Source organism: Burkholderia sp. IDO3 (genome assembly GCF_003366075.1).
Taxonomy (GTDB): domain Bacteria; phylum Pseudomonadota; class Gammaproteobacteria; order Burkholderiales; family Burkholderiaceae; genus Burkholderia; species Burkholderia anthina.
This window is the reverse complement of the sequence record NZ_CP028962.1, coordinates 2456885-2473216: the sequence shown is the minus strand read 5'-3', so window position 1 is coordinate 2473216 and position 16332 is coordinate 2456885. Positions and strand designations below refer to the sequence as shown.

13 protein-coding genes are annotated in these 16332 nt (G+C 68.9%); 6 read left to right on the top strand and 7 right to left on the bottom strand.

Annotation, left to right across the window (positions count from 1 at the left end; translation table 11 throughout):
- Nucleotides 1-97: 97 nt before the first annotated feature.
- The 6 genes from DCN14_RS11305 to DCN14_RS11280 all read right to left on the bottom strand — a co-directional run bounded on the left by DCN14_RS11305 (nt 98) and on the right by DCN14_RS11280 (nt 7595).
- On the bottom strand, nt 98-1015 hold the full coding sequence (locus tag DCN14_RS11305) for a metal-dependent hydrolase (protein WP_096501646.1): 918 nt from the start codon (nt 1013-1015) through the stop codon (nt 98-100).
- A gap of 34 nt (nt 1016-1049) precedes the next feature.
- Nucleotides 1050-2837, bottom strand: coding sequence for an SDR family oxidoreductase (locus DCN14_RS11300; RefSeq protein ID WP_096501644.1), 1788 nt, complete (start codon nt 2835-2837; stop codon nt 1050-1052).
- A 42-nt stretch (nt 2838-2879) separates the two neighbouring features.
- Nucleotides 2880-3776 carry a M24 family metallopeptidase gene (locus DCN14_RS11295; protein ID WP_096501642.1) on the bottom strand — a complete coding sequence of 299 codons (897 nt, stop codon included), beginning with the start codon at nt 3774-3776 and terminating at the stop codon, nt 2880-2882.
- 333 nt (nt 3777-4109) lie between these two features.
- Nucleotides 4110-4883 carry a slipin family protein gene (locus tag DCN14_RS11290; protein WP_096501640.1) on the bottom strand — a complete coding sequence of 258 codons (774 nt, stop codon included), beginning with the start codon at nt 4881-4883 and terminating at the stop codon, nt 4110-4112.
- Nucleotides 4880-6436 carry a nodulation protein NfeD gene (locus tag DCN14_RS11285; RefSeq protein ID WP_096501638.1) on the bottom strand — a complete coding sequence of 519 codons (1557 nt, stop codon included), beginning with the start codon at nt 6434-6436 and terminating at the stop codon, nt 4880-4882. Before DCN14_RS11285 ends, DCN14_RS11290 begins: the two co-directional genes overlap by 4 nt.
- A 121-nt stretch (nt 6437-6557) precedes the next feature.
- Entirely contained in the window at nt 6558-7595 is a 1038-nt protein-coding gene (locus DCN14_RS11280) for an AraC family transcriptional regulator (protein WP_096501636.1), read from the bottom strand.
- Between the two features lie 137 nt (nt 7596-7732).
- On the opposite strand from DCN14_RS11280, the gene DCN14_RS11275 reads away from it, so the two are divergent.
- The 6 genes from DCN14_RS11275 (at nt 7733) to DCN14_RS11245 (ending at nt 15277) form a co-directional block, all read left to right on the top strand.
- Complete coding sequence (locus DCN14_RS11275; protein ID WP_096502021.1) at nt 7733-8866, top strand: acyl-CoA dehydrogenase family protein; 1134 nt, start codon at nt 7733-7735, stop codon at nt 8864-8866.
- Between the two features lie 174 nt (nt 8867-9040).
- Entirely contained in the window at nt 9041-10747 is a 1707-nt protein-coding gene (locus tag DCN14_RS11265) for an AMP-binding protein (RefSeq protein WP_096501634.1), read from the top strand.
- A gap of 109 nt (nt 10748-10856) precedes the next feature.
- Nucleotides 10857-12386, top strand: a complete 1530-nt coding sequence (locus DCN14_RS11260; RefSeq protein ID WP_096501632.1) for a CoA-acylating methylmalonate-semialdehyde dehydrogenase — start codon at nt 10857-10859, stop codon at nt 12384-12386.
- Between the two features lie 64 nt (nt 12387-12450).
- On the top strand, nt 12451-13353 hold the full coding sequence (mmsB, locus tag DCN14_RS11255; protein ID WP_096501630.1) for a 3-hydroxyisobutyrate dehydrogenase: 903 nt from the start codon (nt 12451-12453) through the stop codon (nt 13351-13353).
- Nucleotides 13350-14141, top strand: coding sequence for an enoyl-CoA hydratase (locus DCN14_RS11250; RefSeq protein WP_096501628.1), 792 nt, complete (start codon nt 13350-13352; stop codon nt 14139-14141). The genes mmsB and DCN14_RS11250 overlap by 4 nt, the downstream gene beginning before the upstream one ends.
- A complete protein-coding gene (locus DCN14_RS11245; protein WP_096501626.1) occupies nt 14138-15277 on the top strand; it encodes an enoyl-CoA hydratase/isomerase family protein in 1140 nt (379 codons plus the stop codon). The genes DCN14_RS11250 and DCN14_RS11245 overlap by 4 nt, the downstream gene beginning before the upstream one ends.
- 61 nt (nt 15278-15338) lie before the next feature.
- Here the strand turns inward: DCN14_RS11245 and DCN14_RS11240 are convergent, their stop codons facing one another.
- Complete coding sequence (locus DCN14_RS11240; RefSeq protein ID WP_096501624.1) at nt 15339-16244, bottom strand: LysR family transcriptional regulator; 906 nt, start codon at nt 16242-16244, stop codon at nt 15339-15341.
- Between the last annotated feature and the right edge of the window lie 88 nt (nt 16245-16332).

Genomic DNA, 16332 nt, shown 5'->3' with positions numbered 1-16332 from the left:
GCACCTCCGGGAAATGAAGCCGCGATTGTACGCATTTCGGCGGGCGCCGCCCGCCGGAACCGTCACGAAGGCGATGACGCAGCCGATCAGGCACCCGCTACGCAGCCGATTCCGTGTTCTTCGCCGTGCCCCAGTTGCCGCCGTGCGCGGCCGCCTGCGCGGCCGGCGAGCGTGCGAGATACGCGAGCGCCTGCTCGGTCGAGCCTTCGTGGTGCGGCGTATAGCCGGGCTTGAAATAGCGCAGCGCCGCGCCGATCACTTTCCAGAACGACGGCAGGTGCCCGCGCCGCGAACCTTTCCACCACGACAGCACGAAGCCGGGATAGCGGCCGGCGGCGGGATCGCGCCGGTACATGAACCGCGCGCCGCTCGTGATGAAGTAGAGCAGCAGCACGATCACGAACGCCATGTGCACGCAGCGCTCCAGGTAGGTGCCGCCCATGTGGTTGTAGATGTCGAACGCGACGGTCCGGTGTTCGACTTCCTCCGCGCCGTGCCAGCGCAGCAGGTCGACCATTGTCGGATCCGCGCGGCCTTCGTCGAGACCGTGCGCATTCAGCACCCAGTTGCCGAGATAGCCGAAGAAATGTTCGAGCGATGCGATCACCGCAAGCTGCTGTCGCAGCCAGAAGCGCGTGTGGCCGATCTTCAGCCCGAACGGCGCTTCGCCGAGCACGCGCGTGAACAGCCAGTTCAGCTTCTGCGTGAACGGCTTCGTGTCGATCCCGTGCCGGTCGTAGTAGTGCTTGAGCACGCCGCCGTGCGAGCGCGAATGCACGGCTTCCTGGCGCAGGAACCCTTCGGCTTCGTCGCGCAGGCGCGCATCGGTGATATGCGGCAGCGCCTTGTTGTACACGCGGCAGAACCACAGCTCGCCTTCCGGGAACAGCAGGTTCAGCGTGTTGATGATGTGCGTGCTGCCCGGGTCGTTCGGCACCCATGTGACCGGCGTGTCGCTGAAGTCGAACTTCACGTGCCGGGCCTTGATCCTGTGATAGTCGGCGGTAGCGGTCATCTGTGTCTCCGTTACTGTGCGGCGGCCTGCGCCGTCAATGCGATGCCATGCTGATGCGGGCGAGCATCCGTCCAAGCCACGGCATGAAGCGGCCGACGAAGCGCAGCGCATGCGCTTCGGTGCCCACCGCGACCACCGGCCGGTTGCGCAGCACGCCGTCGACCATCGCCTGCGCGACGGTCTCGGGCTTCAGGCCGCGCATCTGGTACAGCTTCGTCGCGCGTTTGCGCAGCCGTGCCTCGTCCTGTGCGTTGGCGCCCGCGTATTGCGTCGACGCCATGATTCCGGTTTCCGCGAAACCCGGGCACACGGCCGTCACGCCGATGCCTTTGTCCGCGAGCTCGGCCCGCATGCATTCGCTGAGCATCAGCACGGCGGCTTTCGTCGTCGCATAGGCGGGCAGGTCGCGCGACGGCCCGAACGCGGCGGCCGATGCGGTATTGACGATGTGCCCGCCGGTGCCGCGCGCGGCCATCTGCTGCGCGAACAGCCGCGAGCCGTGAATCACGCCCCACAGGTTCACGTGCAGGATGCGCTCCCAGTGCGCGGCGCTCGTATCGAGCATGCCGCCGGCCATGCCGATGCCCGCGTTGTTGATCACGACGTCCGCGCCGCCGAGTGCGCTGCCGACCCACGTCGCGAGCGCTTCCATGTCGTCGGCGGACCCGACGTCCACGCGTTTCGCGTGGGCTTGCGCACCGGTCAGCCCGAGCAGCAGCGCGGTGCGTTCGGCGCTCGCGAGATCGATGTCGCACGCGACGACCGTCGCGCCTTCGCGGGCGAACGCGAGGGCCGCGCAGCGGCCGATGCCGCTGCCCGCACCCGTGACGACCGCGACCTTGCCGCTGAAGCGGCCGCTGGTTGCGCGGCGGCGTGCATTCGCGAGCGCGGGCGGCTCGTTGCCCGATTCGACCGTATCGATCAGTTGCTCGGCGAGGCCGGCGAAGCGTTCCGGGTCGGCGAGCGGCAGCCAGTGGCCGGCCGCGACTTCGCGCCGGTAGTACTGCGGCACCCAGCGCGACAGGTTCTCGGACAGCGCGGGGCTCACGTACTTGTCGCCGAGCGGCACGAGTGTCTGCACCGGCGCATGCGCGTAGCGTTCGCGCGGCGTGAAGAGGCAGCGGATGAAGTTCGCGCGATACAGGCGCACGCCGCGCGCGCCGTCGTCGGCCTGCGTCGCGCGCGCGGCGGCCGGCGTCTTCTCGACCCGGCGCAGCAGGCCCGGCCATGCCCGGCCGAGCCACAGCCGCCAGCCGAGCTCGGGGATGAACGGCAGGTGGAACAGGTACACGTACCACGAGCGCACGAGCTGGCCGCCGAGCTTGGCCAGCGATGCGGGCGTCGGATGCAGCACGCGTTCGCGCAGCCAGAAGCCGACGTGGTCGAGACACGGCCCCGAGCACGACGTGTACGACGCGATGCGGCCGGCGAGCCGCGGATCGGTGACGAATTCCCAGCCCTGGATCGAGCCCCAGTCGTGCGCGACCAGGTGCACCGCGCGCCCCGGGCAGAGCGCATCGATCACCGTGACGAAGTCGTCGGTCAGCTTGGCGAGGTGGTAGTCGGCCGTGCGTTTCGGCGCGCCGGACAGGCCCGCGCCGCGCACGTCGTACGCGATCACGTAGTGCTTGCGCGCGAGCAGCGGGGCGACCTGCCGCCACACGCTGCTGTCGTCGGGATAGCCGTGCACGAGCACGACCGGCGAGCGGGACGGGTCGCCCCAGGTCCTGACGGCGAGCGTCAGGTCGCCGGAGGCGACGGCCATCTCGCTGTGGACCGATTCGAACAGGGCCAGCGGCGCTTCGTCGGAAAGAGGCTGCATCGTGAGTCCGTCGTTCAGGGTTCGGGGAAGGGCGCGCAGGCGTCAGGCGGCGGCCGGCACGCTCGCGATGGCCTGCGCGCGTTCGGCCTGGCGGCGCTGCCAGCGGCGCACGTGCGGCAGGTCGTCGTCGAGCCAGTACGCGTCGTCGTCGGTGATCACCAGCAGTTCCTCGAATTTCGCGCCGACGCCGGAGAAGCCGAGATGCGGTTCGACGGCCCACAGGCCCGGCACGGGCGCATGTTCGGAGCGGCGGTCGATCGACCACAGCGGCGACCAGCCCTGCTGCCTGGCCGCACGGCCCTGGTCGAGCAGCAGGTTGCGCGTCGCGTTCAGCCCGAAGCGCGCGACGAAGCGCGGCTTCGACAGCTTGTGGATCTTCGCGACGCGATGCGCGAGCACCTTGAACGGATAGGCCTTGTGGCGCGGCTCGACCCCCTGGCGGCGGCACAGCGCGTCGACCGCCTGCGCGACCTCGGCCATCGGGCGGCGCTCCTTCACGAGGCGCACGATCATGTCGCGATGGTCCATCAGGTCGTCCTGCAGTTGTTCGAGGATCGGGTTGTGGCCGAGACAGTGCGCATAGCCGACATCGGCGACGACGCCGTCGAGCACGGGCGCGACGTCGAGGATCACGGGCATGTCGGTCTCGAGCTGACGGCTGCTCGGGAAGAACGCGAGATTGAAGCCCCCCATGTGTTTCAGGCCGGAGAAGCCTTCGAACGCGGTGCGGTCGCCGAACCACGCGAACGGCTTGTGCAGCCAGTCGTGCACGCCGTTGTCCTGCAGCCATTCGGTCAGCAGGCGCGCGGCTGCCTTCTCGGTGATGCCGGGATAGAGCATCGCGCCGACCGTTTCGACACAGCGGTAGGCAAGCTGCTGAACCGCGCGGAATTGCGGCAGCTCGTCGAGGTGGACTTCCGGCAGCGGGTGGTCGGCCATGATGCGTCTCCGTCTCCAGGTGGGGCGCTGATCCGGAACGCGCCCGCCGATGTCGCCGTCGCGGGTTATTCAGTCAGCATTTAATGTGTCATTGATTGATGTAAAGATCATAGACGGTTCCGCGTGCCGGGAAGTGAGGATTTGTCCTAATGGAAGGGGGAAATGGAGGGAGGGCTCTAGCGGGGCGGGGCATGCAAGTCGGGGGACCGATACGCCGCAGTTGCCTTGGCGTACCGGGCCGGAATGTCTTCGGCTGGCATGCGTGCCGGATTCCCGAGTCGATGATCCGGAAATCCCGACTGGCGAACGGATGACATCGGGCAGATGCCGCCGTCACCGTTCCGGTTTCGACCCCAGCCGATCCAGCAACGCCCCCAGCAGATCGACCGGCAGCGGAAACACGATCGTCGAATTCTTGTCCGCCGCGATCGTCGTCAGCGTCTGCAGGTAGCGCAACTGCATCGCCTGCGGCTGCTGCGCGAGCCGCTGCGCGGCCTGCAGCAGCTTCTCCGACGCCTGCAGCTCGCCTTCCGCATGAATCACCTTCGCGCGCCGCTCGCGCTCGGCTTCGGCCTGCCGCGCGATCGCGCGCACCATCGTTTCGTTCAGGTCGACGTGCTTGATCTCGACCGTCGACACCTTGATCCCCCACGCGTCGGTCTGCGCGTCCAGCGTCTTCTGGATATCCGCGTTCAACTGCTCGCGCTCGGCGAGCAGCGCGTCGAGTTCGTGCTTGCCGAGCACCGCGCGCAGCGTCGTCTGCGCGAGCTGGCTGGTCGCCTCGACGTAGCGCGCGACCTGGATCACGGCCTTCTCCGGATCGACGACGCGGAAATACACCACTGCATTGACCTTCACCGACACGTTGTCGCGCGTGATCACGTCCTGCGACGGCACGTCGAACACGACGGTGCGCAGGTCGATCCGCACGACCTGCTGGACGATCGGGATGATCAGCACGAGCCCCGGCCCCTTTACCTTCCAGAACCGGCCGAGCATGAACACGACGCCGCGCTCGTACTCGCGGAAGATGCGGATCGACGACGCGGCGAGCACGACGATGAAGACGATCAGGACGCTGCTGAAGCCGAACGTGTAACCGATCATGAAGGTTCTCCCTGACGTGGGTTCTGCGGTCGCGCGTCGTACAGCGGCGCGACGGTGAGCATCAGCCCGTGCCGGCCGGTGACGCGCACGCGGCAGCCGGCGGCGAGCGGTTCGCTGCTCGCGACGCGCCAGCGTTCGCCGTGCACGAGCGCCCAGCCCGCGGCCGACGGCGCGGGGCCGGCGGCGCCATGCGGCTGATCCGGATGGAGGCCGTCGTCGAGCACTTCGCCGATGCTGCCGAGCATGGCCTCGGCGCCGGTCACGACCGGCCGCCGCCGCGCGCGCAGCGCGACGCTCGACACGCCGGCAACCAGCAACCCGCCGCCGACCGCGAGGCCCGCGATCACCGGCCACGGAATCCCGTAGCCGGGCACGTCGGTGTCGATCAGCATCAGCGCGCCGATCGTGAACGACACGATCCCGCCGAAGCCGAGCACGCCGAAGGTCGGCAGGAACGCCTCGGCGACGAGGCAGCCCAGACCGAGCAGTACGAGCCCGAGGCCCGCATAGCTGATCGGCAGCAATTGCATCGCGAACAGCCCGACCAGCAGACAGATCGTGCCGGCGACGCCCGGCAGCACGAAGCCCGGGTTCGCGAATTCGAAGAACAGGCCGTAGATGCCGATCGTCAGCAGGATCAGCGCGACGTTCGGATCGGCGATGATCGACAGGAAGCGGCTGCGCCAGTCGGGTGCGAGCACGACGAGCGGTGCATGCGCGGTCGCAAGGTGCAGCGTGCCGGCGGTGGTCGTCACGGCACGGCCGTCGAGCTGGCGCGCGAGATCGGCGGGATCCTGCGCGATCAGGTCGACCACATGCTGCGCGCGCGCTTCGCTCGCCGACAGGCTCACGGCTTCGCGCACCGCGCGCTCGGCCCACGCGGCATTGCGGCCGCGCAACTGCGCGAGGCCGCGGATGTACGCGGCGGCGTCCTGCGTCGCTTTGCGGATCTCGGTGGATTGCGTGTCGTTCGGCAGCTCGGCCGGCTTCGCGGCCGCGCCGGAGGCGCCCGCGGTACCCGGCGTCGCGGAGGGTGTCGGCGGCGTCGCACCCGGCGCGCCGCCGCCGATCCCGAACTGCACGGGCGATGCCGCGCCGAGGTTGGTGCCGGGCGCCATCGCGGCGACGTGGCTCGCGTAGACGATATAGGTGCCCGCGCTGGCGGCCCGTGCGCCGCCCGGCGCGACGAACGCCGCGACCGGCACCGGCGAGGCCAGGATCGCCTTGATGATCTGCCGCATCGACGTGTCGAGGCCGCCGGGCGTATCGAGCTGCAGGATCGCGAGCGGCGCGTGTTCGCGCGCGGCGCGCTCGAGCGAGCGGACGATGAAGTCGGCGCTGGCCGGCCCGATCGCGCCGTTGACCGGAATCACGACGACGGGCGGCGCGGCGGCGGGCGCAGCAGCGGGGGCCGAGGCAGGCGGTGCGGCGACCGCCGCGCAGACGACGAGCAGCGCCGCGAACAGCGCGGCGCGCGCGACCCGCGCGGACAGCGGGTGACGGAGGCGGCCGTCGGGGGAAGCGGGCGGCGGCCCATGACGGTGAATGCGCATCGGGGCGTCCGGGCGGCGCGCGGCCGCACGCCGTCCGGCTTGCGGAAAGGGCGTTGGCCCGATGCTTGAAGCTTAGGCGGTTTCGGCGGAAAGCGCGAAGGCGGGGCCGCCGGTCGCATGTTCAGCCCGCGCTGCCGCTCCCGCGCGCGAGCGCTTCCTCGCGATACTCGGCCGGGCTGCGCCCGCTCCACTTGCGAAACGCGCGATAGAACGCGCTCGGCTCCGCGAAACCGGTGGCGGCGGCGACGTCGGCGATGGTCCGCGACGGATCGGCCAGCGCCTCGAACGCGAGATCGCGCCGCAGCGTGTCCTTGATCGACTGGTACGCATGGCCCTCCTGGTGCAGCTTGCGGCGCAGCGTCGCTTCGGCCACGTGCAGCCGCGCAGCCATTCCGCCCGCGCCGGGCCACGACGCGGGCGGCATCCCGCGCAGCACGGTGCGTACGCGCTGCGCGAGCGCGTTCGGGTTGCGGTACTTGACGATGAAGCTGGCCGGCGCGTTGCGCAGGAACGCCTTCAGCGTCTTTGCGTTCTGCACGATCGGCAGCGTCGCGAATTCGGGATCGAAATCGACATACGAATCGGGCTGGTTGAACCGCATGTCGTCGCACAGCATCGACGGGTATTCGTGATCGGTGGGCGGCGTGTCGCAGCGGAAGCTCGCGTGCAGCACCGGGATCCGCCGCCCGATCAGCCAGCAGGTGAGCCCGTAGACGATGATGAAATAGGTCGCGTACGTGAACATCGCGGGCGCCGCGGCGCTGTTGCGGTGCACGAAACGCAGCCGCACGCGCTGCGGATTGGCGTCCAGCTCCGCGTGCAGGTCGTCGAGCACGCAGTGCATGAAGTTCACCGCGCGCGCCATCGCGTGCGCGCCGTCCTGCGCGGACAGCGCGGCCTGGCTCATCGCGATGAAGCTGCCGCTGCGCATCGGGTGGCGATCCTGCCCGAAAAATTCGTCGTCGAGCGCGCGCGCGATGGCGTTCCACAACGCGCCGTATTGCTGCGCGGACACCCGCGCACGCGGCTGCGCCAGCAGCGCGGGCGCGATGCCGGCCTGCGCGAGCAGCGGCTCGGCCGCAACGCCGCGCCGGGTGGCGAGCGCGAGGCTGTACGCGACGAGGCTGATCGCGACGGTTCCCTTGTCTTCCTGCTTCATCGACGCCGCCGGTATGGCAAAAACGCTCAGTGTAAATGAGCGGCGCGAGCATCGAACAGTCGCGCGTGCTTGCCTACACTTGTTGCATCGAAACGGAAGGTCGGTCGCGGCATGCGGCCGCGGGAGACAGCAGCGCCATGGACGAGCTTTATACCGAAGACCAGCGGATGATTCGCGACGCCGCGCGCGCCTTTGCCACCGAAGTGCTGGCGCCGAACGCCGCGCAGTGGGACCACGACGCGAAACTGCCCGACGCCGTCGTCGCGCAGCTCGGCGAACTCGGCCTGCTCGGGATGATCGTGCCGCAGGAGCTGGGCGGCGCCTATACGGACTACGTCGCGTATGCGCTGGCGATGGAGGAGATCGCCGCCGGCGACGCCGCGTGCGCGACGATGATGAGCGTGCACAACTCGGTCGGCTGCGGGCCGATCCTCGGTTTCGGCACGCCCGCGCAGAAGGATCGCTGGCTCGCCGAGATGGCGGCGGGCCGCATCATCGGCGCGTTCTGCCTGACCGAGCCGCAGGCCGGCTCCGAAGCGAACAACCTGCGCACGCGTGCGGAACTGCGCGACGGCAAATGGGTGCTGAACGGCGCGAAGCAGTTCGTGACCAACGGCCAGCGTGCCGGGGTCGCGATCGTTTTTGCCATGACCGACCCGGAAGCCGGCAAGCGCGGCATATCCGCGTTCCTGGTGCCGACCGACACGCCGGGCTTCATCGTCGGCAAGCCGGAGAAGAAGATGGGCATTCGCGCATCGGACACGTGCCCGATCACGCTCGAGAACTGCGCGATCCCCGAGGAAAACCTGCTCGGCAATCGCGGCGAAGGGCTGAAGATTGCGCTGTCGAACCTGGAAGGCGGGCGCATCGGCATTGCCGCGCAGGCGCTCGGCATCGCACGCGCCGCGTTCGACAAGGCGCGCCGCTACGCGGGCGAGCGCGTGCAGTTCGGCAAGCCGATCGCCGAGCATCAGGCGATCCAGCAGAAGCTTGCCGACATGGCCACGCAGATCAACGCGGCGCGCCTGCTCGTGCATCACGCGGCGAAGCTGCGCACGGCCGGGCTGCCGTGCCTGTCGGAAGCGTCGCAGGCAAAGCTGTTCGCGTCCGAGATGGCCGAGCGCGTGTGTTCGGATGCGATCCAGATTCACGGTGGCTACGGCTACCTGGCCGATTACGAAGTCGAGCGTCATTATCGCGACGCACGCATCACGCAGATTTACGAAGGCACCAGCGAAGTGCAACGGATGGTGATCGCGCGACAGCTTTGAGTCGCCGAATTCGTTGCGAAAGCAACGATATGGGCGAGCAGCGCACGAGGGTAGCGTGGTAAACGCGGCACGCAACGACGTGACCGTGCGCCGCGCGACAGGGAACCGGGCATGGGCTGCAGCGCATGCGCCGGTTGACCGCCGGGTTTGGAGACTGGAGACGGAGACGACACGATGACGGTACAGGCATTCCTGGACGCACGCGACTTCCTGCTGCGCCATCGCACCGACTACGAAACCGCTTACCGCGATTTCGAATGGCCGGTGCTCGACGCGTTCAACTGGGCGCTCGACTATTTCGACCCGATGGCGCGCGGCAACGACAAGCCCGCGCTATGGATCGTCGACGCGGCAACCGGTACGGGCGACCCGTATTCGTTCGCGCAGATGTCCGAGCGCTCGTCGCGCATCGCGAACTGGCTGCGCGGGATCGGCGTCGTGCGCGGCGACCGGATCCTGCTGATGCTGCCCAATCGTGTCGAGCTGTGGGACGCGATGCTCGCCGCGATGAAGCTCGGCGCGATCGTGCTGCCGGCGACCACGCAGCTGTCGGCCGACGACGTGCGCGATCGCGTGCAGATCGGCGGCGCGAAATACGCGATCGTCGACGAGAACGAAACCGCGAAGTTCGAACAGGCCGATCTCGGCCTCGCGCAGAAGATCGTCACCGGCGCGCCGCGCGCGGGCTGGCTCGCGATGAACGACGGCTATGCGGCGAGCGCCGCGTTCGAGCCGGACGCCGTCACGCGCGCGAACGATCCGATGCTGCTGTATTTCACGTCGGGCACGACGTCGAAGCCGAAGCTCGTCGAGCATACGCATCGCACCTACCCGGTCGGGCACCTGTCGACGATGTACTGGGTCGGTCTGCAACCCGGCGACATCCACTGGAACATCAGCTCGCCGGGCTGGGCGAAGCACGCGTGGAGCTGCTTCTTCGCGCCGTGGAATGCGCAGGCGTGCGTGTTCGCATTCAACTACGCGCGCTTCGAGCCGAAGGTCGTGCTCGATGCACTCGTCAAATACCAGGTGACCACGCTGTGCGCGCCGCCGACCGTGTGGCGCATGCTCGTGCAGCAGCCGCTCGCGTCGTTCGACGTGAAGCTGCGCGAGATCGTCGGCGCGGGCGAACCGCTGAATCCCGAGATCATCGAGCGCGTGAAGAAGGCGTGGGGCATCACGATTCGCGACGGCTACGGCCAGACCGAGACGACCTGCCTGATCGGCAACTCGCCGGGCCAGCCGGTCGTCTTGGGCTCGATGGGCCGGCCGCTGCCCGGCTACCGGATCGCGCTGCTCGACCCGGACGGCGTGCCCGTCGGCGAAGGCGAGATCGCGCTGCCGATCGGCCCCGACGTGACGCGCCCGGTCGGGCTGATGAACGGCTACGCGAACAACCCCGACGCAACCGCGCATGCGATGCGCGACGGCCATTACCGCACGTCGGACATCGCGATGCGCGGCGACGACGGCTACTACGTGTACGTCGGCCGCGCGGACGACGTGTTCAAGTCGTCCGACTACCGGCTGAGCCCGTTCGAACTCGAGAGCGTGCTGATCGAGCACCCGGCGATCGCGGAAGCGGCCGTCGTGCCGAGCCCGGACCCGGTGCGGCTGGCGGTGCCGAAGACGTTCATCACGCTGCGGCAGGGCTACGAGGAAAGCCCGGCGCTCGCGCTGGAGATCTTCCGCTTCTCGCGCGAGAAGCTCGCCCCGTACAAGCGCATCCGCCGGCTGCAATTCGCGGAGCTGCCGAAGACCATCTCGGGGAAGATCCGCCGCGTCGAGCTGCGCCGCCGCGAGATCGAGCGCGGCGACGACGCGAGCGCGCGGATGCCCGGCGAATACTGGGAAGAAGATTTCGCCGCCGAACTGAAATGACCGGCCGCGGGCCGCGCGCGCCGCATTCCGCGGCCGCCGCCCGCCCCCGGATTGAACCGGCCGCGCGGTGCGATGGCGCTGCGCGGCCTACTGCAAGGAGAGTGCATCGATGAACGCGAATCCGACGCCCCGCACGGGGCAAGACGTGCCGACGGTCAAGCTGCTGATCGACGGCGCTTTCGTCGAGTCCACCACGAGCGAGTGGCGCGACATCGTCAATCCGGCGACGCAGGCCGTGCTCGCGCGCGTGCCGTTCGCGACGGTGGCCGAAGTCGACGCGGCCGTGCAGGCCGCGCACGCCGCGTATGCGACGTGGAAGAACACGCCGATCGCCGCGCGCATGCGCATCATGCTGAAGTTCCAGGATCTCGTGCGCGCGAACCAGCAGCGCATCGCGAAGACGCTGACGGCCGAGCAGGGCAAGACGCTGCCCGACGCCGAAGGCGACATCTTCCGCGGTCTCGAAGTGGTCGAGCATGCATGCTCGGTCGGCACGCTGCAGCTCGGCGAATTCGCGGAGAACGTCGCGGGCGGCGTCGACACCTACACGCTGCGCCAGCCGCTCGGCGTGTGCGCGGGCATCACGCCGTTCAACTTTCCCGCGATGATTCCGCTGTGGATGTTCCCGATGGCGATCGTGTGCGGCAACACGTTCGTGCTGAAGCCGTCCGAGCAGGACCCGCTGTCGACGATGCAGCTCGTCGAGCTCGCCGTCGAAGCCGGCGTGCCGAAGGGCGTGCTGAACGTCGTGCACGGCGGCAAGGAAGTCGTCGATGCGATCTGCACGCATCCGCTCGTGAAGGCGATCTCGTTCGTCGGTTCGACCAACGTCGGCACGCACGTGTACAACCTCGGCAGCCAGCACGGCAAGCGTGTGCAGTCGATGATGGGCGCGAAGAACCACGCGATCCTGCTGCCCGATGCCAACCGCGAGCAGGCGATCAACGCGCTGGTCGGCGCCGGTTTCGGTGCGGCCGGCCAGCGCTGCATGGCGACCTCGGTCGCGGTGCTGGTGGGCAACGCGCGCGACTGGCTGCCGGACATCGTCGCGAAGGCGAAGGCGCTGAAGGTCAACGCGGGCTCGGAAGCGGGCACCGATGTCGGGCCGCTCGTGTCGCGCGGCGCGAAGGCGCGGGTTCTCTCGCTGATCGACGCGGGCATCAAGGAAGGCGCGACGCTCGAACTCGACGGCCGCGGCGTGAAGGTCGCCGGCTTCGAGGAAGGCAACTTCGTCGGCCCGACGATCTTCTCGGGCGTGAAAACCGACATGTCGATCTACACGCATGAAATTTTCGGGCCGGTGCTGGTCGTGATGGAAGTCGACACGCTCGACGAAGCGATCGCGCTCGTCAACGCGAACCCGATGGGCAACGGCGTGGGCATCTTCACGCAGAGCGGCGCGGCCGCGCGCAAGTTCCAGAGCGAGATCGACGTCGGCCAGGTCGGCATCAACATCCCGATTCCGGTGCCGGTGCCGTACTTCAGCTTCACCGGTTCGCGCGGCTCGAAGCTCGGCGATCTCGGGCCGTACGGCAAGCAGGTCGTGCAGTTCTACACGCAGACGAAGACGGTCACCGCACGCTGGTTCGACGACGACACGACGGCTGCTCCGGTGAATACGACGATCCGGCTGCATTGACGACGACGTTCGCGATCGGCGCGCCGCGCCGATCGCGAGCGAAGCATGGGATGGGAGACACGCAATGAAAATCGGTTTTATCGGTCTGGGCCACATGGGCGCGCCGATGGCGCTGAACCTGTTGAAGGCCGGTCATGACGTGCACGCGTTCGACCTGAGCGCCGACGCGTTGCGCGCGCTGCAGGACGCCGGCGCGCAGGTTGCCGCGTCGCCGCGCGACGCCGCGTCGGGCGCGGCGTTCGTGATCACGATGCTGCCGGCCGCACCGCACGTGCGCTCGGTGCTCGCCGGCGAGAACGGCGTGCTGGCCGGCCTCGGCGCCGGCGCGACCGTGATCGATTCGAGCACGATCGATCCGGCGAGCGCGCAGGCGTTCGGCGCGCTCGTGCGCGAGCACGGCGGCGCGTTCGTCGATGCACCCGTGTCGGGCGGCACCGGCGGGGCGGCGGCCGGCACGCTGACCTTCATGGTCGGCGGCAGCGACGTCGACTTCGAGCGCGTGAAGCCGGTGCTCGCCGGGATGGGCAAGAACATCGTCCATTGCGGCGCGACGGGGATGGGGCAGGTCGCGAAGGTCTGCAACAACCTCGTGCTCGGCATCTCGATGGCGGCCGTGTCGGAGGCGATGTCGCTCGGCGTCGCGCTCGGCATCGACCCGAAGGTGCTGGCCGGCATCGTCAATACGTCGACGGGCCGCTGCTGGAGCTCGGACACCTACAACCCGTATCCGGGCGTGATCGCCACGGCGCCGTCGTCGCGCGGCTACAGCGGCGGCTTCGGCACCGACCTGATGCTGAAGGATCTCGGCCTCGCGAACGATGCCGCGAAGCAGGCCCGCCAGCCCGTGTATCTCGGCGCGCTCGCGCAGCAGCTGTACCAGACGATGAGCAGCCGCGGCGACGGACAACTCGATTTCTCGGCGGTGATCCGCCTGTATCAACCGCCCACGAAGAAGGACGCCTCATGATCGAACTGGACTACGTCGACGACGGCGCGATCGCGTGCGCGACGCTCAAGCGTCCGCCCGCGAACGCCTTTACCGCCGACGGTCTGCGGCAGCTGCAGCAAACCGTCGCCGAACTGAACGCGAACCCGCGCGTGCGCGCGCTGGTGATCACCGGCGACGGCCCGAAGTTCTTCAGCGCCGGCGCCGACCTGAACACGTTCGCCGACGGCGACCGTGGCGTCGCGCGTGCGATGGCCGCGCGTTTCGGCGCGGCGTTCGAGGCGCTGCATGACGCGCGCGTCGTGACCATCGCGGCGATCAACGGCTATGCGATGGGCGGCGGTCTCGAATGCGCGCTCGCGTGCGACCTGCGCATCGCCGAGACGCATGCGCAGATGGCGCTGCCCGAGCCGTCGGTCGGCCTGCTGCCGTGCGGGCTCGGCACGCAGACGCTGCCCTGGCTCGTCGGCGAAGGCTGGGCGAAGAAGATCATCCTGGCCGGCACGCGCGTCGATGCGGCCACCGCACTGCGGATCGGCCTCGTCGAGGACGTGGTCGAGAGCGGCGCGGCGCGCGATGCGGCGCTGGCGCTTGCGCGCAGCGTCGCGCGACAGAGCCCGCACGCGGTGGCATACAGCAAGGAGCTGATCGGCCTCGCGCGCCGCGGCGTGCCGCGCAGCGCGGCGCTTGCCGTCGAGCGCGAACGCTTCGTCGACCTGTTCGATACGAACGATCCGCGCGAAGGCGTGGCCGCGTTTCTCGGCAAGCGCGCGCCGCAATGGCATCCCGATGGAGAGGCGCAACGATGAGCGCGTCAGCCACGACTCATGACAGCGTCGCGCAACCGGCACCGGAGGTGCTGTTTCGCGTGGTGAACCGCGTGGCGCTGATCACGCTGAACCGGCCGGCCGCGCTCAACGCGTTGTCGTATCCGATGATCGGCGAGCTGGCCGCGCTGCTCGAACGCTGCCGCACCGACGACCAGATCGTCGCGGTGGTGCTGCGCGGCGCGGGCGAGAAGGGCTTCTGCGCGGGCGGCGACGTGCGTGCGCTGTACCGGATGGTCACGCAGCGCGAGACCTGGCTGCCGTTCTTCGTCGACGAATACCGGCTCGACTACGCGATCCATGCGTTCCCGAAGCCGGTCGTCGCGCTGATGGACGGCGTGACGATGGGCGGCGGGATGGGGCTCGCGCAGGGCGCGGCGCTGCGCGTCGCGACCGAGCGCAGCAAGATCGCGATGCCCGAGACACGCATTGGCCTCGTGCCCGACGTCGGCGCGACGCATTTCCTGTCGCGCATGCCGGCCGAGCTCGAACTGTACGTGGGGCTGACGGGGGCGATGCTGTCGGGCGCCGACGCGCTGAGCGCGAAGCTCGCGGACCTGTGCGTGCCGTCGTCGTGGCTCGATACGTTCGAGACGCGCATCGAAAGCATCAAATGGGACGGCGACGCGTTGGCGGCGCTGCGCAAGGTGTTCGAGCCGCCGTGCAACGTCGTGCCGCATGCGGCGCTCGACAGCCAGATGCCGTGGATCGTCCGTCACTTCGACAAGCGCTCGACCGTCGAGCGGATCGTTGCGACGCTGAAGCAGGATCTCGCGCGCGACGAGCTGTCGCGCGAGCATCGTCAATGGCTGCAGGCGACGCTCGATGCGCTCGCCGGCCATTCGCCGACGATGCTGTGCGTGACGCGTGAAGCGCTGCTGCGCGGCCGGCAGATGACGCTCGCCGAGTCGTTCCGGATGGAGCTCGGCATCGTTGCGCGCGCCATCGAGGAAGGCGACTTCCGCGAAGGCGTGCGTGCGCATCTCGTCGACAAGGATCGCAAGCCGCGCTGGGCGCCCGCGTCGCTCGTCGAGCTGCGCGCCGAGCGCGTGCGGCATTTCCTGACGTCGCCGTGGAAGGTGTTCACGCATCCGCTCGCCGATCTCGGCGCGGCGTGATGATCCGACGCGCCCGCGCGGCGCGTCGGTTTCAACCCGTTTTCTTTCTTCGCGTTGCCGGTCAGCGCTCGATCATCGGCGGCACCGCCTGCACGAGCGCATCGATCACGCAGCGCGTCTTGCGCGGCAGATAGCGCGTCTTCGGCCAGATCGCGTGAATGTCGCCTTCGCAGACGAAGCAGCGATCGAGCACGACGACCATCTCGCCGCGCTTCACGTAATGGTCGAGCAGCCAGCTCGGCAGCCACGCGATCCCGAACCCCGACGCGCCGGCCGCCGCGATCGCCTGCACGTCGTCGAAACTCAGTTGATGCGGCATGTCGACGCGCACCGTCGAGCCGTCCGGCGCGCGCAGATCCCACGGCTGCGCGACGCCCGAGCGTGAATACGCGATCGTCCGGTGATGCTTCAGGTCGTCGAGCGTTCGCGGCATGCCGTAGCGCGCGAGATACGACGGCGCCGCGCCGAGGCTGCCGTATTGCGTGCCGAGCCGCCGCACCGCGAGGCTCGTGCTGTCCGTGAGCGTGCCGATGCGCACCGCGAGATCGATCCCTTCCTCGACGAGATCCACGAAACGATCCGTGATCGACACGTCGATCCGCAGATGCGGATAGGTGCGTGCGAGGTCGAGCACGATCGGCGTCACGCAGTGGTGCCCGAACGCGAGCGGCACGCTCAGCCGCAGCTTGCCGCGCGCTTCGTTGCGGCCGCAATCGAGATCGGCCTCGGCCGCTTCGAGCTCCGCCAGCGCGCGCACGCAGCGGTCGTAGTACGCCTGACCGTCGTCGGTCAGGCTCTGGCTGCGCGTCGTGCGCTGCAGCAGCCGCGCGCCCAGCCGCTTTTCGAGCCGCGCGATCGCCTTGCCGACCGCCGAGCGCGTCATGTCGAGCCGTTCGGCGGCAAGCGCGAAGCTGCCGGATTCCACGACCTGGACGAAGGTCGTCACGCCGTCGAGTCTGTCGGTCATGATGGTTGGGTTGATTGCGTCCTGTGATTCCCCAGTTTCGAGAAATACAGGCGTCAATGGGGAGAGGAATTCTCACTATAGTACCGAT